The 20,315-nt window shown below is 62.7% G+C and carries 14 protein-coding genes, 1 tRNA gene and 2 rRNA genes (1 of these 17 cut by a window edge); 8 read left to right on the top strand and 9 right to left on the bottom strand.

Going from position 1 to position 20,315, the window contains the following annotated elements; genetic code table 11:
* Nucleotides 1–5 precede the first annotated feature (5 nt).
* From M529_RS33060 to M529_RS33040, 5 genes are read right to left on the bottom strand one after another with little or no spacing between them, the layout of a single operon-like run.
* On the bottom strand, nt 6–2,003 hold the full coding sequence (locus M529_RS33060) for a glycoside hydrolase family 97 protein (protein WP_021317549.1): 1,998 nt from the start codon (nt 2,001–2,003) through the stop codon (nt 6–8).
* Nucleotides 2,000–4,675 (bottom strand): glycoside hydrolase family 31 protein, encoded by a 2,676-nt coding sequence (locus M529_RS33055; protein WP_021317548.1) that lies wholly within the window; start codon nt 4,673–4,675, stop codon nt 2,000–2,002. The genes M529_RS33060 and M529_RS33055 overlap by 4 nt, the downstream gene beginning before the upstream one ends.
* Nucleotides 4,676–4,719: 44 nt before the next feature.
* Nucleotides 4,720–6,222 (bottom strand): UxaA family hydrolase, encoded by a 1,503-nt coding sequence (locus tag M529_RS33050; protein ID WP_152522560.1) that lies wholly within the window; start codon nt 6,220–6,222, stop codon nt 4,720–4,722.
* Nucleotides 6,219–6,521 carry a hypothetical protein gene (locus tag M529_RS33045; RefSeq protein ID WP_021317546.1) on the bottom strand — a complete coding sequence of 101 codons (303 nt, stop codon included), beginning with the start codon at nt 6,519–6,521 and terminating at the stop codon, nt 6,219–6,221. The genes M529_RS33050 and M529_RS33045 overlap by 4 nt, the downstream gene beginning before the upstream one ends.
* The gene (locus M529_RS33040) at nt 6,518–7,354 is read right to left on the bottom strand and encodes an amidohydrolase family protein (RefSeq protein WP_031294832.1); all 837 of its coding nucleotides are present in this window, start codon (nt 7,352–7,354) and stop codon (nt 6,518–6,520) included. Before M529_RS33040 ends, M529_RS33045 begins: the two co-directional genes overlap by 4 nt.
* Before the next feature lie 80 nt (nt 7,355–7,434).
* On the opposite strand from M529_RS33040, the gene M529_RS33035 reads away from it, so the two are divergent.
* The 3 genes from M529_RS33035 to fucP are packed head-to-tail and all read left to right on the top strand — an operon-like array spanning nt 7,435 to nt 10,791.
* Nucleotides 7,435–8,445: a zinc-binding alcohol dehydrogenase family protein gene (locus tag M529_RS33035; RefSeq protein WP_021317544.1), complete on the top strand. Its 1,011-nt coding sequence runs from the start codon at nt 7,435–7,437 to the stop codon at nt 8,443–8,445.
* 10 nt (nt 8,446–8,455) lie between these two features.
* Nucleotides 8,456–9,466 (top strand): aldo/keto reductase, encoded by a 1,011-nt coding sequence (locus tag M529_RS33030; RefSeq protein WP_021317543.1) that lies wholly within the window; start codon nt 8,456–8,458, stop codon nt 9,464–9,466.
* Nucleotides 9,467–9,504: 38 nt separating this feature from the next.
* Nucleotides 9,505–10,791 (top strand): L-fucose:H+ symporter permease, encoded by a 1,287-nt coding sequence (gene fucP, locus M529_RS33025; RefSeq protein ID WP_021317542.1) that lies wholly within the window; start codon nt 9,505–9,507, stop codon nt 10,789–10,791.
* Here fucP and M529_RS33020 read toward each other — a convergent pair.
* Nucleotides 10,788–11,570: an IclR family transcriptional regulator gene (locus M529_RS33020; protein ID WP_021317541.1), complete on the bottom strand. Its 783-nt coding sequence runs from the start codon at nt 11,568–11,570 to the stop codon at nt 10,788–10,790. The genes fucP and M529_RS33020 overlap by 4 nt on opposite strands.
* Nucleotides 11,571–11,812: 242 nt before the next feature.
* Between M529_RS33020 and M529_RS33015 the strand changes: the two genes are divergently transcribed.
* The 5 genes from M529_RS33015 (at nt 11,813) to M529_RS32990 (ending at nt 17,017) form a co-directional block, all read left to right on the top strand.
* A complete protein-coding gene (locus tag M529_RS33015) occupies nt 11,813–12,463 on the top strand; it encodes a glutathione S-transferase family protein (RefSeq protein ID WP_021317540.1) in 651 nt (216 codons plus the stop codon).
* 78 nt (nt 12,464–12,541) lie between these two features.
* The gene (locus M529_RS33010) at nt 12,542–13,051 is read left to right on the top strand and encodes an MgtC/SapB family protein (protein ID WP_021317539.1); all 510 of its coding nucleotides are present in this window, start codon (nt 12,542–12,544) and stop codon (nt 13,049–13,051) included.
* A 78-nt stretch (nt 13,052–13,129) separates the two neighbouring features.
* Nucleotides 13,130–14,134, top strand: coding sequence for a LacI family DNA-binding transcriptional regulator (locus M529_RS33005; protein ID WP_021317538.1), 1,005 nt, complete (start codon nt 13,130–13,132; stop codon nt 14,132–14,134).
* Nucleotides 14,135–14,178: 44 nt separating this feature from the next.
* A complete protein-coding gene (locus M529_RS33000) occupies nt 14,179–15,798 on the top strand; it encodes an alpha-glucosidase (protein WP_021317537.1) in 1,620 nt (539 codons plus the stop codon).
* A 47-nt stretch (nt 15,799–15,845) separates the two neighbouring features.
* Nucleotides 15,846–17,017, top strand: a protein-coding gene (locus M529_RS32990; protein ID WP_152522521.1) for an IS3 family transposase whose coding sequence is annotated in 2 segments (ribosomal slippage) — nt 15,846–16,098 and nt 16,098–17,017 — 1,173 coding nt in all. Because the reading frame shifts where the segments join, the coding sequence is not laid out codon by codon here.
* A 125-nt stretch (nt 17,018–17,142) separates the two neighbouring features.
* Here the strand turns inward: M529_RS32990 and M529_RS32985 are convergent.
* The 3 genes from M529_RS32985 to M529_RS32975 all read right to left on the bottom strand — a co-directional run.
* Nucleotides 17,143–17,219 (bottom strand) — tRNA-Met (locus M529_RS32985).
* A gap of 176 nt (nt 17,220–17,395) precedes the next feature.
* Nucleotides 17,396–17,510: ribosomal RNA gene (gene rrf, locus M529_RS32980) — 5S ribosomal RNA — on the bottom strand.
* 132 nt (nt 17,511–17,642) lie between these two features.
* Nucleotides 17,643–20,315: ribosomal RNA gene (locus M529_RS32975) — 23S ribosomal RNA — on the bottom strand; it runs 121 nt beyond the window's last position.

The raw sequence follows: 20,315 nt of genomic DNA, 5'->3' as shown, positions 1-20,315 counted from the left end.
GACGCTCAGTTCACCGCCGTCAGCACTACGACCGCACCGCCCGACGGTGCCAGAGTCAGCGACAGCACACTGCGTGCGTCCATGTTGCTCGTACGCAGGCTGTTCATGTCCGCCCCGTCCTGCCAGAGCCGCGCGCGCCACCGCCGGTTCACTCCCAGAGCGTTGAGCGGCACGCTGATCCTACGGCCGCTCTCATTGGTCATCGCCCCAATATACCAAACGGAGCCCTTGCGGCGGGCCATCACGACATATCCGCCGATCTCGCCAGCGATGAACCGGGTTTCGTCCCAGCTCGACGGCACCTCCTTCAGGAAATCCGCGCCCGCCGCCAATGTCCCGTCGGCCGAAATATAGCTGTCGGGGCTGTCCGCCAGCATGACGATGGGACTATCATAGACCACATACATGGCGAGGCCTTGGCCGCGCGTCGTCTGGACATAGGGGCGGGTCAGGCGGACCTTGCCTGCGAACTCCGCCGGCGAAACCGCGTGGAAACCGCCCGGCGTATAGTCCATCGGCCCCAGCAGGCCGCGCGTGAAGGGCAGGGTCACATTGTGGCTGGCGGTGATGCGAGTGCCGAACTTGTTATATTCCGCGCCCAGCACGCCTTCCTGCGTCATGTAATTGGGCCAGGTGCGCGCCAGCCCGTCGGGGGGATAAGCGCCGTGCAAATCGACCATCAAGTGGCGTTTCGCCGCGGTCGACAGGATGCGGTGGTAGAAGGCGACCATTTCCTGGTCGTTGCGGTCCATGAAGTCGACCTTGATGCCCTTGATCCCCCAGGCTTCGTAGAGGGCGAGCGCGTCGTCCATCTGACGCTCCAGCTGCTTCCATTGCAGCCAGACCCAGATGCCCACACCCCGTTCCTGAGCGTAGCGGACGATACCGGGCATATCGACCTGCGGGATCGGGACGGTCACGTCGGCAGGCGTGGGCGCTTCCGAACTGCCCTTGTACCAGCCTTCATCGATCAGCACATATTCAAGGCCCATTTTCTGCGCGAAATCGATATAGGCCTTGTAGGTGGTGGTGTTGACGCCAGCGTCTGGCACGTCCACCGCCCAGCCGTTCCACCAGTCCCACGCCGCCTTGCCCGGCTTGATCCAACTTGTGTCGGCGATCTTCGACGGCTCGGCCAGCAAGGTGATGAGGTTGGACGGGATGAGGTCGCCCGGCGTGTCGCCCAGCATCACCACGCGCCATGCCGTCACCAGCGGCCCGTCGGCCAGCGACGCACGCACGGCCGTCCTGAACCCGGCGCTGTCCTGCGGATTGTCGGTGCGCGTCGTCAGGCTGATGTTGACGCCCAGCCCGCCGTCGCCGCGCCGGCGGAAATAACCACCGGCATAATCGCGCTTGTCCGCCTCGGCGAGGGCGAAGGTCGTGCCGGCCTTGCCCGTGCTGCACAGCAGAGGCGCATCATAGAGGTGGAAGTTGCGCATCCGCGACGCCTTGACGGGGTCGAACTCGAATTCATGGCTGTTGGCGTGGACGCCCGCATTGGCGCCCCAGCAGTCATAGTCAGCCGGGAAGTAAAAGCCGGTAGTTTCCCAATAGATATCCAGCGCCTTGAACCGGTCCTGTGGCGGCACGACGAAGCGATAGGCGATGCCGTCGGCATAGGCGCGCGCCACTAAATCGAATGTCACGCCATCCTTCTTGCGCCGCAGGTGCATCGTCAGTTGTTCGTAGCGGTCCGGCACCTCCGCCGCCTTACCCACGACAGGACGGTAGACCTCGTTCACGCTGGCACGCTCGGTGCCGACGATCTCCAGGTCGGACCCGCCCAGCGCGCCCTGGCTGGTGAACATGCCGATCGGGGATGGCGATAGCACGGGCTTGCCGTCGCGTGAGACGGTGTAGCTCAGCTTGCCGTCGATGACGCTGAGGTCGATGCGGTTGCGCTGGTCGGGACCGAAAAGGCTGGCTGGCTCGGACGGCTGGGCAATAGCGGTCCCGAAAAGGGCGGTTGCGCCGATCAGCGCGGCTGTCACATACTTCATGGCGCTCTCGTCTCTCCCCATGGGTTCAGCGCAGCGATGTCCATCGGCGCGCCGCTATAATCGATGGTCTGCCCCGCGCCCGGATCGAGCGTGCCCCGCTCCCCGGTCATGGCGTGGAGCGTGATCCGGCGCCGTGGCCTCATGCCTGCGAAGCTGCCATCGCGATGGCCTACACTCAGCTGTCGCCTAGCGTCGTCCCAGTGCAGGGCGATACGTGCGGATGCGCCTTGCTCATACCGATAGGAAATTCCGTCATCCTCATAGAGGAACGTTTCGCCGTCCCGTCCCGGCCAGACCAGGAGATCGAGGTCACCGCCCAGCAGCCCGGTAGTCGACTGGCCCACCGGCCCCAGCGGGAGGATGCTGCCCGCCCGCACATGCAGAGGGATGCGCTCGATCGGCGCGTCCACCCGGTGCGTACGCCCGCCCTCGCGATGCACGCCGGTCCAGAAATCATACCAGCCTCCCTCCGACCGGGGCAGATAGACGTCCCATTGCTGCGCATCGGCCGCCAGCACCGGCGCGACATGCAGCGCCGGCCCGAACATATAGCTGTGCGCTTGGTCCAGCGCGGCAGGGTCGTCGGCGAAATCGAAGACCAGCGGACGGATCAATGGCATACCCTTGGCGGACGCATCGGCCGCCAACGCATAATGATAGGGAAGCAGCTGATAGCGCAGCTCCAGAAACTGCCGCGCAACCCGCTCGACTTCCTCGCCATAACGCCAGAATTCGGTGTCGGTCATATAACCATGAACGCGCGTCATCGGCAGGAAGCAGGAGAACTGGAACCATCGCAGAAAACGTTCGCGATAGGCGGGGTCGTCATATTGACCCTTGCCGGGGCGAAAAAAGCCGCCCGCATCGACCGTCCACCAGGGCTGGCCCGCCGCCGCCATGTTCAATCCGGCGGGGATCTGCCGCTTCAGCGTCTCCCAATCATTGCCAATATCCCCCGACCACGTCGCCGCGCCATAGCGCTGCTGCCCCGGTGCGGCGGAGCGGGTCAGGATCATCACTCGCTTGTCGGGGAAAGCGGCGCGCTGCGCTTCATAGACCGTCCGGCTGACCTGAAGCGGATAGACGTTGCGGCGCATCTCGCCCGGCTGGGTTTGCCCCGCTGCCGCATAGATGGTGCGCCCGGCCAGATCGTCATTCTCCGGCTCAGTCGCGTCCTGCCACCAGGCGTCGATGCCCAGCGCCCCCAGCCGCTGCGTCTGGTTGTCGGCATAGAAGCGCGCGGCGACAGGGTTGAAGAAATCAATCCATTCGGTGCCGGGAATGTAGAAGTTGCGCGCGGCGACCTCCTTGCCCAGTTCCGTGTCCTTGCCGATCTTTGACCAGACCGACAGCATCAGCCCCATGTTCATGGCGTGCAGGTCGCGCACCAGCCCGGCGGGATCGGGATAGTGAGCCTCGTCGAAACGCATGGCGTTCCAGCCATATTTGCCCCAATATTGCCAGTCCTGCACCATCATGTCGCAGGGCAGCCGCCGCCGCCGGAACTCGCGCGCGGTGGCCAGTATCTCGTCGGAAGAATGGAATCGCTCGCGGCAATGGATATAGCCGAGCGCCCAGAGCGGCAGCATCGGCTGCGGGCCGATCAGCGCATGATAACCCGCGATCACTTCTTCCGCCGACGGACCGGCGATGACCACATAGTCGATTCCGTCCGACACGGGGGAGGTCCATGTCGTGCGGTCCTCGACCGGCCCGAAGCGGAGCGTGGGCGCGTCCTCATCGCCGGCGCGGATCAGCACCTCATGGCTTCCCGGCGTCAGGTCGCGCAGGAAGCTGGCAGTGGGCGGCAGCCATAGGTTGGCAAGGTCAGTGGCCGGCTTGCCGTCAATCTCGACGTAATGGCGGGAGGACATCTTGCGGCCGAGGTCGAGGAAGAAGGCATGGGCGCCGCCCTGCTCCACCGTGAAGCGGCCGGTGAACTCAGCGTCGCGACGCTCGACCCGCGCGTTGCCGGTGCTGGTGGTGACGTCAGCCGCACGCGCCGCGCCCGTCCCCGCCTTGCGTGCCAACGCGATCAGGCGATCGGGCCTGTTGATCTCCGCCATGCCCTCATTGTGCCACAGCAGACCATAGCCTTTGCTTGACAGGACGAAGGGCTGGCTGATCTGCGTGTTCACCTGCGTCAGCCGGCGCGGCAGGCCACGAATGTCGAGATGTCCGTCCTGGAAGCAGCCGGTGCCGTAGAGACGCTCGTCGGCCGGGCTGACGAACCCCTGCGTCACCGCAAGCGTCGGCGCGCCGCGCACATCGCTGGGCACCACCCGGCGCGATCCGGGAGTTTCGGCGAGCAGCAGCCGCCCATCGCCGTCTTGGAAGGACAAGGTAGCGGTCGCAGGATCCCATTCGCAGCGCGCATGGGCTACGGTCAGGCGCAGCTTGCCACCCGCCTGGCTTTTCCGCACCGCCGGACGACGGGCCAACGGCGCGAGCATCTCACTCGCCGCCACAGCGTCACCGGGGCGGGGCGTCACCCGCACGCGGAAGGCGCGCTCGCTCAGCGCATCGACATATATCGTAAGCTCTCCCGACCGGACTGTCAGATCATGCGCGAACGTCCGTGCCTTCAACCCTGGTGCGGCGACCAGCGCGCTCGCGCCGCCCGACAGCAGCAGCGCCCGCCGCGACAGCGACCATGCCGGACTGCCTGCCAATCCCCTCACACATCCTCCTCCGCCGACCCGTCGCTGTCGGCCCTCTACATCCACGCGCCCAATTGCCAGGGAACGAATTCGAAATCGCCGACGCCCAGCGCCTCCGATTTGGTGGGTCGGCCCGAAGCCGTCGCCAGCAGCGCGTCAAAGATCATCCGCCCTGCCTCCGCCACCGACATTCCGTCGAGTACCGGGGAGCAGTCGATGTCGATATCGTCCGCCATCGACCGCGCCAGCGCAGCATTGGACGCGAGTTTCAGGCAAGGCGTCGGCTGCGCCCCGAACACCGACCCGCGCCCGGTAGTGAATGCCAGTAGATTGGCACCCGACGCGATCTGGCCCGTCGCCGAACAGGGATCGTAACCGGGCGAGTCCATGAAATTGAGCCCGTTGAGCCGCCGCCGCTCCCCATAGAGCAGCACGTCGGCCAGCGGAGCGGAACCGGCCTTCGCGATCGCGCCGAGCGACTTTTCGAAGATGGTGGTGAGCCCTCCCGCCTTGTTGCCGGGCGAGGGATTATTGTCGAGACTCGCGCCGTTGCGGGCGGCATAATCCTCCCACCAGGCGACCCGCGCCCGCAACGCCTGCGCAACGGCGGGATCGGCTGCGCGCGCGATCAGCAGATGTTCCGCGCCATAGATTTCCGGCGTCTCTGACAGGAAGGCCGTCCCTCCCGCGGCGACAAGAAGGTCGGTCGCCGCGCCAAGCGCCGGATTGGCGGTGAGTCCCGACCAGCCGTCCGAGCCGCCGCATTGCAGACCCAGCACCAGATCGGCCGCCGGCCGCGTGGTGCGCCGGTCACCCAATGCTTCCTCGATCAGTTCGGCGACGATCGCGCTCCCTTGCTCGATCGCCTGCGCCGTGCCGCCCGCGTCCTGGATCGTCAGCGTGCGCATGCGGGGCCCGGCGGTCAGCCCCTGCCGCGCCATCATCTCGTCGATCTGCGCGACTTCGCAGCCCAGCCCGATCAGCAGCACACCACCAAAATTGGGATGGCGCGCATAGCCCGCCAGTGTCCGCTCCAGCGTGTCGAAGCCCTCGCCCGATTTTGCCATGCCGCATCCGCTGCTATGGGTGAAGGGGGCGACCGTATCGACGCCGGCGGGAAGCGTCCCCTCGAATTGCCTCGCGATGCGGCGCACGACCGTCGCGGAACAATTGACGCTGGCGATGATGCCGATCGCATTGCGGGTGCCGACGGAGCCGTCGGCGCGCAGATAGCCTTGGAACGTCTCGGACGCTGCATCGATCAGGGGTGGGCTTTGCGCCGGAGTTGCGGGGATTGCTGCCCCTCTCTCCCGGTCGCCTAGCGCAAGATTATGCGAATGGACATGCTCTCCCGGCGTGATGTCCCGCGTGGCGACGCCGATCACCTGTCCATATTTGCGAACAATGGCCCCGGCAGCAATGGAGCGGACGGCTATCTTGTGCCCGCTCGGAATGGCTTCTCGCGCCGGCACCCCCAGTATGGCGACACCCGGATCGGCATCGTCGATCAGGATCGCAACGTCGTCCGCGTCGTTGATATGGAGTGCCCGGACCATCATGGTGCCTTTCCATAGCTTGCCGCCAGCGCGCGCAACTGGGTCGTCGCCGCTTGGGGATGGCCCCCGTCCACCCAGTCGACAAACGCGCCGATCCGCTTGCCCAGGATGTGCAGCTTGAGGCGTTCACACTGTTGTAGACCTTCCACCATCAGCACAGCCGGATGGGTGAAAGGCATGCGCAGCCAGGGTTGCTCCTCGATCGCCCACAAATCGTAAGGCTCCGCCACGGCACAAGCCGGCTCCAGCTCTCGATCGACATGGGCCTGAAGGGAGCGGCTGGTGCCGAACTGCACGATCATGGCAGCGCTGGTTTCAGTGCATAGGCGTCCACTGCATTGCCCCCAAATATGGCGGAGCTGAATGCCGGACACTGGCGCGTCACAAAATCGGCTATGAGATCGTGCACGGCGGAATATGGGGCGGCCAGCAGACACACCGGCCAATCCGATCCCCAGATCAACCGCTCCGGGCCGAACTGCTCCAGGACGTGGGCAAGATAGCGTTCGATGTCGGAAGGGCGCCAGGACCGATGATCGGCCTCTGTCACCAGTCCGGAAACCTTGCACCACAGGTGCGGATGACGGGCTGCTGCGGCGATCTGGTCTGCCCAGGGTTGCCAGCCGCCGCTGGCGATGGCGGGCTTGGCCGCATGGTCAAGCACGAACCGTCCTGGCCCAACCCGTTCCAGGAAAGCCGGAACGGCCGGTAGCTGGGCATGGTTTACGAGCAGATCATAGGTCAGTGAATTGGCTACCACCGCTCGCACGCCGCGGACGAAATCGTCCGCCAGCAGGAAATCGGCATCAGGCTCATCCTGCACGACATGCCGGTAGCCCAGCAACAAGGGGTTACTCCCCGCCTTCAGGCGCTCTTCGATATCCGGTGCGCGCAAGTCGATCCAACCGACCACCCCGATGATCCGATCCGATTTCGCGGCCGTTTCGAGCAGGAATTCCGTCTCCTCCTCCGTCTGCCTCGCCTGCACGGCAATGGCCCCGTCGATATTCGCCAAGGCCATGGCCGCATCCAGATCCGCCACCGAAAAATCCCGCGCAATGGCAGAACGGGCTTCTATCCACTCGAAAGCGGCAGGATCATAGCGCCACAGGTGATGGTGAGCATCTATTCGCATATGCGATGACTAACTTGCATATGCGAGAACCATCGTCTAGCCCTTCGATCTAGGGACAAGTCGCGGCAAGGAGTGCAGAAATGAAAGCGGTCGTCTGTCGCGAACCCTATAGCATCGAGATCCAGGACCGGCCTGAGCCGATGGCGGCAGCGGGCGAACTGCTCGTTCGTATCCGGCGGGTGGGCTTGTGCGGCACCGATTATCATATCTTTGCGGGACGCCATCCTTTCCTCGCCTACCCCCGGGTCATGGGGCATGAACTGAGCGGCGAGGTGGTGCAGGCGTTGCCCGGATCGGCATTCCAACCCGGACAGACGGTTGCCATCAACCCCTATATCGCCTGCGGCACCTGCGTGGCCTGTCGCCACCACAAGCCGAACGCATGCGTCAACATCAGCGTGCTGGGCGTCCATATCGATGGCGGAATGACGGAACTGATCGCCGTGCCGGAAAGCGCGGTGATCGACGCCAGTGGTCTTACGATCGACCAGGCGGCGATGCTCGAATTCCTTGCGATCGGCGCCCATGCGGTGGCGCGGTCGGGCGTCGGCGCATCGGACCGCACGCTTGTCGTGGGCGCCGGCCCGATCGGTGTCGCTGCAGGACTGTTCGCGCGGCTAAACGGCGCTCATGTCACGATCGTCGACACCCGGGCTTCGCGCCTCGCCTATGCGCGCGATCGATTGGGCTTTACCGATCTGGTGGAAGCGGATTCCGAACTGGGTACCCATCTCGCCAGCCGCACAGGTGGGGAAATGTTCGACATGGTGTTCGACGCCACCGGCTCGCTTACCGCCATGGCGCAGAGCCTGAATTATGTCGCCCATGGCGGAACGCTGGTGCTGGTCGGCGTGTCGCCGGGTGACCTTGTCTTTCCTGACCCGGAGTTCCACAAGCGCGAAGCCACCTTGATGGCCAGCCGCAACGCCCTGGCCGCCGATTTCGATCGGGTGAAGTGCGCCATTTTGGACGGCAGCATCCCGACCGACGCGCTTCACACCCACAGCCTTTCCGCCGAGGAAATGCCGGTGCGCATTCCCGAACTGATCGCCGGGGCCGATCATGTGTTGAAAGCCATTGCCCGTTTCTGAGAGGACGGCCATGCACCCCGCCCGCTCCCCCTTTCTCGATCGCCTGGCAACTGACGGGCCTATCGGCTTTGGCGCGTCGACGCTCGGCAATCTCTATCGCCGGATCGATGACGAAAGCGCCAGGGCGACCGTCGATGCGGCCTGGGAAGAAGGTCTGCGCTATTTCGATACCGCGCCCTTTTACGGCTTCGGCCTGAGCGAAAGGCGGCTGGGCGACGCCCTGCGGGAACGGCCGCGCGATCACTATATCCTCTCGACGAAGGTCGGGCGCCTGCTGGTGCCAGGCGAAGCAGCCGACGACAAATTCGGCTTTCATTCGCCCATGCCCTTCGATCCTGTCTATGATTACAGCTATGACGGTGTGATGCGATCGGTGGAGGCCAGCCTGCAGCGGCTGGGCCTCGGCCGCATCGACATCCTCTACATGCATGATCTCGGGCGAGCGACGCATGGAAAGGATCATGATCGCTATTTCGCACAGGCGCTGGCCGGCGGTTTCCGGGCGATGGAAGAGTTGCGCGACCAGGGCATCGTGTCCGCGATCGGCCTTGGCGTGAACGAGACGGAGATCTGCGCGGAAAGCCTGCTTCACGCGGATCTGGATGTGCTGATGATCGCCGGGCGCTATACCCTGCTCAACCCCGGCGGCTCGGCTTTCTTCGAAGAGTGCCGCCGCCGGGGGATAGGCATCGTCGCGGCCGGCGTGTTCAATTCAGGTATATTGGCGACCGGCAGCCGCGGCACGCCCCATTACGACTATGAAACCGCGCCGGAGCCCATCATCCGGAAGGTTGCCGCTATCGAGCAATGCTGTGCCCGGTATGACGTTCCCCTCCCGGCGGCTGCGCTACAGTTCGTTCTGGCACATCCCGCCGTCACCACGGCGGTCATCGGCACCGGGAGCGCCGAGAGGATCACCCAATCGGTCGCCCTGGCGCGGCACCCGATTCCGGCGGCCTTCTGGGACATTTTGCGCGAAAGGGATTTGCTGGCTGAAGATCATCCGGTCGCTTCGACCTGAAGACCGAGGCGGACACATAAAAGGGTAGAGGAAAAGTGATGATCGACGCAAGGATGGTGCCGCCCGGCGGCGGCAACACGGAACGCAGGTTCATCCTGCCGGCCTATCGCTGGGGGTTCGCGCTGATCGTCAGCCTCTTCTTTCTATGGGCACTTGCCAATAATTTCAATGACATACTGATTCGCCAGTTCCAGAAGTCGCTTGGACTCGACCGAGCACAGGCCGGCTTCATCCAGTTCGTCTTCTATATCGGCTATTTCGTGATTGCCTTGCCCGCTGGCCTGTTGATGCGGCGGCTTGGCTATCGGGCGGGCGTGCTGACCGGCCTTGGCCTTTATGCGGTGGGGGCGCTCCTCTTCTATCCGGCGTCGCTGATGCTGAGCTTCGGCATGTTCCTGTTCGCCCTGTTCGTGATCGCGGCGGGGGCGGCGTGCCTGGAAACCACCGCCAATGCCTATGTCGGCTTCTTCGGCGAGGAGGGAACGGCGGTCCAACGCCTCAACCTGGCCCAGGCCTTCAATGGCCTGGGAGCCTGCGTCGCACCCGTCATAGGTGGCCTGCTGATCTTTTCGGGCATCGAGCATTCCCAAGAGACCCTGAGCGCGATGAGCGCGGCCGAACTGGCCGCCTATCGGGCCAGCGAGGCCAGCACGGTGCAATTGCCCTATCTTCTCCTTGCCATAGCCGCGACCGTAGTCGCCGTCGCCGTCGCACTGGCGCGGATGCCCGACGCCCGCGAAGCGAGCGACGTCCCGCTGAGTGTCCAGTTCAAGCAGATAGCACGCCATAGGCCGCTCACTGGCGCAGTCGTCGCCCAGTTTTTCTATGTCGGCGCGCAGGTGGGCATCTGGAGCTATTTCATCGACTTCGTGAAGGACGTGACCCCCTGGGTTTCCGAGCGCCAAGCCGCCTACCTCCTCTCCGCCAGCCTCGTCCTCTTCATGATCGGCCGCTTTTCGGGTACGGCCGTCATGCACCGCGTCCGCCCGGCCGCCCTGCTGGGGCTCTATGCAGTGATCAATATCCTGCTCTGCGCGGTCGCGGCGCTGGCATCGGGCTGGGTGGCGCTGGGGGCGCTCATCCTCGTCAGCTTTTTCATGTCGATCATGTTCCCGACCATCTTCGCGCTGGGTGTAGAGGGTCTGGGTTCTGCGCGACCGCTGGGATCGTCCTGCATCATCATGGCGATCATCGGCGGGGCAATCTTCCCGCCGCTCATGGGTCTGGTAGCGGTCGAAGCAGGTGAGTTGCCGCCGGCGATGCTGCTGCCGGCTGCCTGCTTCATCATCATTGCCGGCTATGCCCGGCGGGCCGCACGATCCTAGCCCGGCTGATAGCCCAGCGTGTCGGATATGCGCTGGACGGCGGCGCGAAGCAGGTCGCGCGCGGCAGAAAGGTCGATCTTTTGCGATCCGTCGATCAGCTCGAGAAAAGGGATGGTCAGAGCCGCAGCAATCTGGCCGTCGAAGCCGAACACCGGGAAACTGATGTCTGTCACGCCATGGGTGATGGGGCTTTTGCGGCTGTCGAAGCCCTGCTGGCGGACGATGTCGAGTTGCCTCGCCAGTTGTTCCCGATCGACCGGCGCGGAGCGCTCCTTTTCTGCCGCGGCGATGATCTGCTCCCTTCGTTGAGGCGAGGACAGAGCCAGTATCACCTGACCCGAGCAGCTTTGGAGCATGTCGATCCTCGCCCCGACCCGAAGGGAAAATCCCCGTGTCTCCGGCTGCTGTTCAACCGCGACGACGAGACCGCTGCCACCATTGGCGACGACCAGATGGCATGACTGCCCGGCAAAAAGGGCCAGACCCTGCATTTCCGGCAATGCGGCGCGGACCAGATTTTGCGCCGGCGTGGCGCGAAACGCCATGTCCAACAGCTTGTAGGACACAGTGTAGCGATCAGTCCTGCTGGATTTGCGAAGGTAACCGAGCTGTTCCATCACAACCACGATGCGAAACAATTCGCCGACTGTCCGCCCCAGCCGGCTGGCCATTTCGCTGACCAACGCGCCTTCCGGATAGGCCGTCAACAGCTCGATGATTTCGAACGCCTTTTCGATGGCGGGCGCGGCATAGGTTCCCTTGAGGCTTTTCCGTTCCATCACGAACTACCGCGCATTGTCATCGATCCATTCATGCCGGGTGCCAGCCAATGGTGAATTTTCATATTTGAAAGGTCCAGACCGCGCTGTCAAACCGGGGGATACGTCGTCCGCCGGGCCCACGCCGCCGCCGGATCGGAAGAGAACGGACTGGCCGTCCATTGCCCTGCTTCCCCGAGGCGCTATTCTGCTTGAGTTTGGGAAGACCGACTTGAAGCGCACCGTGCGACCTGGAGTTCACGATGACCGTCACCATCACTGCATTCGAACGATCACCCGATCGCGGCAGGGGACTGGCGCGAGACATGCCGGTCCGTTGGGCTCTCGAGGAAGTGGGCCAGCCCTATGATGTGCGCCTGGTGTCGTTCCCTGCAATGAAGCAGCCTTCTCACCTGGCGCTCCAGCCTTTCGGGCAGATTCCGACCTATGAGGAAGGCGATCTCGCCCTGTTTGAATCGGGGGCGATCATCCTGCACCTCGCGGTCAATCATCCTGGCCTGCTACCGGATGACGCCCATGCGCGGGCTCGCGCCGTCGCCTGGATGTTCGCCGCCGCGAGTACGCTGGAGCCGCCGATCCTGGAACGCGAAGGCGCAATTCTGACGGAATATGACAAGGGTTGGCACGAGGAGCGCCTTCCGATCCTGAAGGATCGCATTCGCGGCCGGCTGGGCCCGCTTTCTCGCGCCCTGGGCAGTGCCGACTGGCTCGACGGCGCCTTCAGTGCCGGCGACCTGATGATGATCACGGTACTGCGCAGGTTAAAGGGATCGAGCCTTCTGGAAGAATATCGGAACCTTCCCGCCTATGTTGCGCGGGGCGAAGAGCGACCTGCCTTCAAGCGCGCATTCGACGCCCAATTGGCGGTTTTCCTGGCCAGCGCAAACGGCTGATCGGCGGATTTCGCGAGGCGTTCACCCCAAAGCTACTTTCATCGTGGATCGCAATCGGAGCAAGGGTGTAGAAGGCATATGCTGGAAGACGATTTCTCCACGACCATCGGGCGACTCTGTCTGGCGACGCTGCTCGGCCTCGCCCTGGGTTTCGAGCGAGAAAGGGGCGGACATGCCGCCGGATTGCGCACCCATGGCCTCGTCGCGCTGAGTTCGGCCATGTTGACGCTGTCGGCGATCGAACTGGCGGCGCATTATAAGGACAGCGATCCAGTCCGTGTCGTGCAGGGGCTGGCGCAAGCCATTGGATTCATCGCCGGCGGTCTCATCTTCGTCCGCGGTGGAGACGTGCGCAACATGACGACCGCAGCAAGCCTGTGGATGGCGGCAGCGGTCGGGATCACGGCGGGCGCGGGGCAATATGTGCTGGTGCTGGCCGGGGCTCTGATCGCATTACTGCTGCTGTCGGTACTCGCTCTGGTGGAGCGGCGATGGGGATCGCGAAAGCGCCATGATGAAGAGGAAGACATCGCCCTGCCCAACCGGCGTGGGTCTGCTATTCCCGATCGGGACGACCGCCGCCCCTGACCCTCTTCATCGATCTTCCCGCCATGGATTTCCCGCAACGACCCGTTAAGACAGGAGGAACGGGAGAACGGGAAGACCATGATCCGCAAGGCAACAATCATTGATGTGGCAAAGCGCGCCGGCGTTTCGTGGAAGACGGTGTCGCGCGTGGTCAACCGGGAACCGAATGTCCGGGCGGCGACGGCAGAAAAGGTGCGTGAGGCGATCGCCGCGCTCGACTATCAGCCTAATCAGGCGGCACGATCGCTGGCTGGTGCCCGATCCTATCTGATCGGCGCGATCGCGGCGAATCCTTCGTCCCATTATATGGCCGCATTGTACCGCGGCGCCGCCCGTGCCTGTCGCGAACGGGGCTATCACCTGACGCTGGAGGAGATTGACCTCCAGAACGGCGACCCCGCCGCGTTGCTGGAACGCAGCCTGCAGCGGGTCAAGCTGGACGGCGTGATCCTGTGCCCGCCCGCCAGCGATTCGCCGTCGCTGCTGGAACTGCTCGACCGGCTCTCCATCGCCTATGTGCGGATCGATCCGCTGACCTGCCCTGACCGCTCGCCCTCCATCGCCGGAGATGATGAGCAAGGCGTGGCCGAACTGGTCGACCATCTGTGGACGGTCGGATACCGGTCCTTCGGCATCGTCGAGGGGCCACCGAACCATCGCGCCGCGCATGTGCGCCGGTCTGCCTTCGAGGAGGCGCTGAGGACCAAAGGCATCGAGCCGGCGGATATTGGGAGGGAAAAGGGCGATTTCTCCTTCCAGTCCGGGTTTGCCGCGGGGGAGGCGCTGCTGTCGTCGCTCCCGTCTCGCAGCGCAATTTTCGCCTGCAACGATGAAATGGCGGCGGGGGTCATTGCCGCCTGCGGCGAGAAAGGGATCAATGTTCCGGGGGATGTCGCGATCGCAGGCTTCGACGACAGCGAGATCGCCAGCCTGATCTGGCCCCCCCTCACCACCGTCCATCAGCCGATCGAAGATTATGCGCGGGTGGCAGTGGAACTGTTGGTCGACGGCACGCCGCAGCGGCAGCCGCCCCCGCGCACCGTCCTTCCCGTGAGACTCATCACCCGCCGTTCGACCGGGTGAGACGATTTCTCTCCCTTTCCGACCTGCAAGGAATGCCGCCTGTCATGACCCAGGACGACCGCCTCACCCCTGCCGAACCCTGGTGGAAGGGAGCCGCGATCTACCAGATCTATCCCCGAAGTTTCCAGGATTCCAATGGCGACGGGATCGGTGACCTCAACGGCATCACCCGGCGGCTGGACCATGTCGCTCGGCTGGGGGCGGATGCGATCTGGATATCGCCCTTCTTCCCCTCCCCCATGCGCGACTTCGGATATGATATTGCGGACTATTGCGGTGTGGACCCGATCTTCGGCACGCTGAAGGATTTCGACGCGCTCGTCGCGCGTGCCCATGCGCTGGGCCTGAAGGTCACGATCGACCAGGTCTATGCGCACACGTCCGACCTGCATCCCTGGTTCGCGGAAAGCCGCTCCGACCGTGATGGAGACAGGGCCGACTGGTATGTCTGGGCCGATCCCAAAGCGGACGGCACGCCGCCCAACAACTGGCAATCGGTGTTCGGCGGCCCGGCCTGGACATGGGACGCACGGCGACGGCAATATTATATGCACCAGTTCCTGAGCAGCCAACCCCAGCTCAACGTCCATGCGCCGGCGGTACAGGATGCCTTGCTGGACGCGATGCGCTTCTGGCTCGACCGGGGCGTGGACGGCTTCCGCCTCGACGCCCTCAACCATGCGATGCACGATCCCGCCCTACGCGATAACCCGCCAGCGCCCGACGACGGCAAGCCGCGCACGCGCCCATTCGATTATCAGGTAAAACTCTACAGCCAGTCCCATCCTGGCGTGGTGGCGTTCGTGGAGCGCATTCGAGCGCTGTGCGACAACTATGGCGCAATCTTCACGATGGCGGAGGTCGGCGGCGTACTCGCCGAGACGGAGATGAAAGCCTATACGGCTGGCGAGACGCGGCTGAACAGCGCCTATGGCTTCGACTTCCTCTACGCGGAGAAGCTGACCCCGACGCTGGTGGCAGAAACGGTCGCCCGCTGGCCCGACGAGCCAGGCATGGGCTGGCCGAGCTGGGCATTCGAAAATCACGATGCGCCCCGCGCCTTGTCGCGCTGGTGCGCGCCGGAGGAGCGCCCCGCCTTCGCCCGGATGAAGATCGCGCTGCTGGCGGCGCTTCGCGGCAATATCATCCTCTATCAGGGCGAAGAGCTGGGCATTACCCAGGTCGACATCCCCTTCGAGCGGCTGCAGGATCCGGAAGCGATCGCCAACTGGCCGTTGACCTTGTCCCGCGACGGCGCGCGGACGCCCTTTCCGTGGGAGGCGGATGCGGTCGAGGCCGGTTTCAGCGATGCGAGCCCCTGGCTGCCCGTTGGCGAGGAGAATCTCGCGCGTGCGACGAGCCTGCAGGAGGCCGATACCGAATCCCTGCTGCATTTCACGCGAGCGATGCTGGGGCTTCGGAAAACCACTCCGGCACTGCGCTCCGGTCGGCTGGACATGCTGCTGTCGGATGGAGAACGGCTGCTGTTCCGGCGGGAAAAAGACGGCCAGCGCATCCTGTGCGCCTTCAACCTGTCATCGAAGGATGTGGTCTGGCCGAAGGGGATCGCGGCGGAAGGAGAACCGCTTGTTGCAGTGAATGGCGCAACTCCTGCCCTCTTGCCCGCTTATGGCGCACTGATAACCCGTGACGTGACCCCCTGATTTTCCTCCAAGTGTGATTAGAGTCCGGCCTGATAGAAGGACGGACGATGAAGCGTACAAGGTTCACGGAAGAGCAGATCATTGCGGTGCTGAAGGAGGCCGAGGCTGGCGCCAAGACCGGCGATCTGGCGAGGCGGCACGGTGTGTCTGAAGCGACGATCTATAACTGGAAGGCCAGGTATGGCGGCCTGGAGGTTTCCGAGGCGAAGCGGCTGCGGGCGCTCGAGGACGAGAACGCCAAGCTCAAGCGGCTCCTGGCCGAGGCGATGCTCGACAATGCTGGCCTGAAGGACCTTCTCGCAAAAAATTGGTGACGCCCGCTGCCAAGCGAGAGGCGGTCGCTCGTCTCCAGGCGGTCCTGGGGATGAGCGAGCGGCGGGCGTGCCGTGTCATCGGCGCTGACCGGAAGAGCATGCGTTACCGGTCGCAGCGGGATGATGATTCCGACCTTCGGTCGAAGCTGCGCGAGCTGGCGCAGCAGCGCCGCCGTTTCGGCTATCGCCGGCTGCACATCCTGCTGCGGCGGGAGGGCGTGGTGATCAACCGCAAGAAGACCCAGCGGCTCTACCGCGAGGAGAACCTGGCGGTCCGACGAAGACGCAACCGCCGCCGTGCCATCGGCGCGCGGGCGCCAGCGCCCGTGCTGGCGTTGCCCAACCAGCGCTGGAGCCTTGACTTCGTGCACGATCAGATGGCGTCGGGACGCCGGTTCCGGGTGCTCAACATCGTCGATGACGTGACCCGCGAGTGCCTGCGCGCGGTACCGGACACCTCGATCTCGGGGCGCAGGGTCGTGCGCGAGCTAACCGATCTTATCGCCGAGCGCGGCAAGCCAGGCATGATCGTCAGCGATAACGGCACCGAGCTGACGTCGAACGCGGTCCTGGCCTGGTGCGCGGAGATCGGCGTGGAGTGGCATTACATCGCCCCCGGCAAGCCGATGCAGAATGGCTACGTCGAGAGCTTCAACGGCCGCATGAGGGACGAACTGCTAAACGAGACGCTGTTCCTCAGCCTAGACCATGCCCGTGTGGTGATCGCCGCATGGGCGGAGGACTACAACCAGGAGCGCCCGCACTCAGCCCTTGGATACGAGACCCCAGCGGCCTTCGCCGCTGAACTGCATAAGCAATGGCCTGCTTCGCTACGCCCTACGGGCTCCGCTGCGCAGGCCATTGCTCAACCCGCGCTCATGCGCAACAAAGCCGCCGGGCTCTAATTGCTGCTGGTGGAAACCAAGGGGTCACGTCAGCCGAGAAGCATAGCTTTGCATATGCAACGCGTTCACCCCCGTTGATTGTTGATCGACGGGATGGATTTGCGTTTTGTGATTGGGTTGTGTTTTGGTTGCGGGAGCAGGATTTGAACCTGCGACCTTCAGGTTATGAGCCTGACGAGCTACCGGGCTGCTCCATCCCGCGATGAGCTTGTTTAGCCTCAGGCGCCGGCGCCGACATCCGTCGGCTTGGCTATCCTCCCCGGATTGCATCCGGGTCCGGGCGGCCGTTTGGCCTTGCGAGCCGTTGGCTCGTTGACCTTGGCCCCTCGGGAGGGGGGTGTGAATGGGTTTTTGTTTTGACAGAGCGCAAGCTTCAATGCCTGGCGACGCCCTACTCTTCCGGGGCTTGAGCCACAGTACCATCGGCGCAGTCTGGTTTCACGGCCGAGTTCGGGATGGGATCGGGTGGGTCACAGACGCTATGGTCACCAAGCAATGGAGCGTGCGCTTTGTCGGGTTTAATCGATGTTATCCGTGCAAATTCGAATATCTGGATGGGATTGTCGTTCCGCATGACCGGCAGGATCTGCGTTGTTTGCAGGTCTGTCGGTGATGGTGTGGGACTCTCAGGCGCGAACAGAGCAATTAGGACCGGTTAGCTCCACATGTTACCACGCTTCTACATCCGGCCTATCAACGTGATGGTCTATCACGGCTCGATGAAATCTTATCTTGAGGGAGGCTTCCCGCTTAGATGCTTTCAGCGGTTATCCCGTCCATGCATAGCTACCCTGCTGCGCCGTTGGCACGACGACAGGTACACCAGAGGCATGTTCAACCCGGTCCTCTCGTACTAGGGTCAACTCCTCTCAAATTTCGACGCCCACGGCAGATAGGGACCAAACTGTCTCGCGACGTTCTGAACCCAGCTCACGTACCACTTTAATTGGCGAACAGCCAAACCCTTGGGACCTGCTCCAGCCCCAGGATGTGATGAGCCGACATCGAGGTGCCAAACGATTCCGTCGATATGAGCTCTTGGGAATCATCAGCCTGTTATCCCCGGCGTACCTTTTATCCGTTGAGCGATGGCCCTTCCACGAGGGACCACCGGATCACTATGACCGACTTTCGTCTCTGCTCGACTTGTCAGTCTCGCAGTCAGGCGGGCTTATGCCATTGCACTCTAACAGACGGTTTCCAACCGTCCTGAGCCCACCATCGCGCGCCTCCGTTACTCTTTAGGAGGCGACCGCCCCAGTCAAACTACCCGCCACAGAGGGTCCCTGCACCGGATAACGGTGCGAGGTTAGACATCAGAAAACAACAGGGTGGTATTTCACCTATGGCTCCACGACAACTGGCGTCATCGCTTCAAAGCCTCCCACCTATGCTACACAGTTCTTTCCTAATGCCACTCTGAAGCTGCAGTAAAGGTGCACGGGGTCTTTCCGTCTAACCGCGGGTACTCCGCATCTTCACGGAGAATTCAATTTCGCTGAGCATATCCTGGAGACAGTGGGGAAGTCGTTACGCCATTCGTGCAGGTCGGAACTTACCCGACAAGGAATTTCGCTACCTTAGGACCGTTATAGTTACGGCCGCCGTTTACCTGGGCTTCATTTCAGTGCTTGCACACCTCCACTTAACCTTCAGGCACCGGGCAGGCGTCAGGCCCTATACGTCGTCTTGAAGCCGACTTAGCAGAGCCCTGTGTTTTTGCTAAACAGTCGCTACCCCCTGGCCTGTGCCCCCCACAAGTGCTTGCGCATATGTGGGGCCTCCTTCTTCCGAAGGTACGGAGGCAATTTGCCGAGTTCCTTCAGGATACTTCTCTCAAACGCCTTGGTATACTCTACCATTCCACCTGTGTCGGTTTAGGGTACGGTCTATACGGAGGGGCTATTTCCTGGGACAACTTCCCAGCCAGGAGCAATCCAATAAGCCCTGACCAGTTACGCCATCCGTCACACACCTCCAGGCCCACGAATATTAACGTGGTTCCCATCGACTACCCCCTTCGGGCTCGTCTTAGGGGCCGGCTTACCCTGCTCAGATTAGCTTTAAGCAGGAACCCTTGGAATTTCGGCGACAGTGCATCTCACACTGTTAATCGCTACTCATGTCTGCATTCGCACTTCCGATACCTCCACGGTCGGTTACCCTCCCGCTTCAACGGCCTACGGAACGCTCCGCTACCGCTCAGTCAAAGACTGAACCCTAAGCTTCGGTGCACGTCTTGAGCCCCGTTACATCTTCGCCGCAGGATCTCTTGTTTAGACCAGTGAGCTGTTACGCTTTCTTTAAAGGATGGCTGCTTCTAAGCCAACCTCCTGGTTGTTTTGGAAATCCCACATGCTTTCCCACTTAGACGTGACTTGGGGACCTTAGCTGTAGGTTAGGGCTGTTTCCCTTTTGACGACGGACCTTAGCACCCGCCGTCTGTCTGCCGGACTAGACTCGTTGGTATTCGGAGTTTGGTTAGAGTTGGTAGATCTCGCGACCCCCGCATCCATCCAGTGCTCTACCCCCAACGGCAATCATCCGACGCTCTACCTCAATAGATTTCGCGGAGAACCAGCTATTTCCCGGCTTGATTGGCCTTTCACCCCTAAACACAACTCATCCGATAATTTTTCAACATTAAACGGTTCGGCCCTCCAGTGCGTGTTACCGCACCTTCAGCCTGGTCATGCCTAGATCGCCGGGTTTCGGGTCTAATGCATCGAACTCAATCGCCCTATTCAGACTCGCTTTCGCTGCGCCTACACCTAACGGCTTAAGCTTGCTCGATACACTAAGTCACAGACCCATTATGCAAGAGGTACGCGGTCAGGTCTCAAGGACCCTCCCACTGCTTGTAGGCATCCGGTTTCAGGTACTGTTTCACTCCCCTCATCGGGGTGCTTTTCACCTTTCCCTCACGGTACTGGTTCGCTATCGGTCATGTACGAGTATTTAGGCTTGGAGGGTGGTCCCCCCATGTTCAGACAGGGTTTCACGTGCCCCGCCCTACTCAAGTCCTCTTCGTTCGCTTTCACATACGGGGCTGTCACCCGCTATGGCCACACTTTCCAGAGTGTTCTGCTAACTAACAAAGAGGCACTGGCCTGGTCCGCGTTCGCTCGCCACTACTAACGGAATCTCGGTTGATGTCTTTTCCTCCGGGTACTGAGATGTTTCAGTTCTCCGGGTTCGCTTCACCAAAGCCTATTTTATTCAGCTTAGTGATACCCTTCCCATTTAACGCTGATCCAGCTTCCGCTGGCGCAGCCTTAAATGGTGAGGGTGGGTTGTC

It is taken from the genome of Sphingobium ummariense RL-3, from assembly GCF_000447205.1.
GTDB lineage: Bacteria > Pseudomonadota > Alphaproteobacteria > Sphingomonadales > Sphingomonadaceae > Sphingobium > Sphingobium ummariense.
Note: the sequence above shows the minus strand (reverse complement) of the source record. Positions and strands in the feature narration are given on the sequence as shown.

Excerpts from the sequence above, each read along its gene's own strand:
- M529_RS33030 (WP_021317543.1), top strand. The coding sequence starts at position 8,456 with ATGCACCCCGCCCGCTCCCCCTTTCTCGATCGCCTGGCAACTGACGGG.
- M529_RS33040 (WP_031294832.1), bottom strand. The coding sequence starts at position 7,354 with ATGCGAATAGATGCTCACCATCACCTGTGGCGCTATGATCCTGCCGCT.
- M529_RS33035 (WP_021317544.1), top strand. The coding sequence starts at position 7,435 with ATGAAAGCGGTCGTCTGTCGCGAACCCTATAGCATCGAGATCCAGGAC.
- M529_RS33020 (WP_021317541.1), bottom strand. The coding sequence starts at position 11,570 with ATGGAACGGAAAAGCCTCAAGGGAACCTATGCCGCGCCCGCCATCGAA.
- M529_RS33050 (WP_152522560.1), bottom strand. The coding sequence starts at position 6,222 with ATGATGGTCCGGGCACTCCATATCAACGACGCGGACGACGTTGCGATC.
- M529_RS33005 (WP_021317538.1), top strand. The coding sequence starts at position 13,130 with ATGATCCGCAAGGCAACAATCATTGATGTGGCAAAGCGCGCCGGCGTT.
- M529_RS33045 (WP_021317546.1), bottom strand. The coding sequence starts at position 6,521 with ATGATCGTGCAGTTCGGCACCAGCCGCTCCCTTCAGGCCCATGTCGAT.
- M529_RS33010 (WP_021317539.1), top strand. The coding sequence starts at position 12,542 with ATGCTGGAAGACGATTTCTCCACGACCATCGGGCGACTCTGTCTGGCG.
- M529_RS33060 (WP_021317549.1), bottom strand. The coding sequence starts at position 2,003 with ATGAAGTATGTGACAGCCGCGCTGATCGGCGCAACCGCCCTTTTCGGG.
- M529_RS33000 (WP_021317537.1), top strand. The coding sequence starts at position 14,179 with ATGACCCAGGACGACCGCCTCACCCCTGCCGAACCCTGGTGGAAGGGA.
- fucP (WP_021317542.1), top strand. The coding sequence starts at position 9,505 with ATGATCGACGCAAGGATGGTGCCGCCCGGCGGCGGCAACACGGAACGC.
- M529_RS33015 (WP_021317540.1), top strand. The coding sequence starts at position 11,813 with ATGACCGTCACCATCACTGCATTCGAACGATCACCCGATCGCGGCAGG.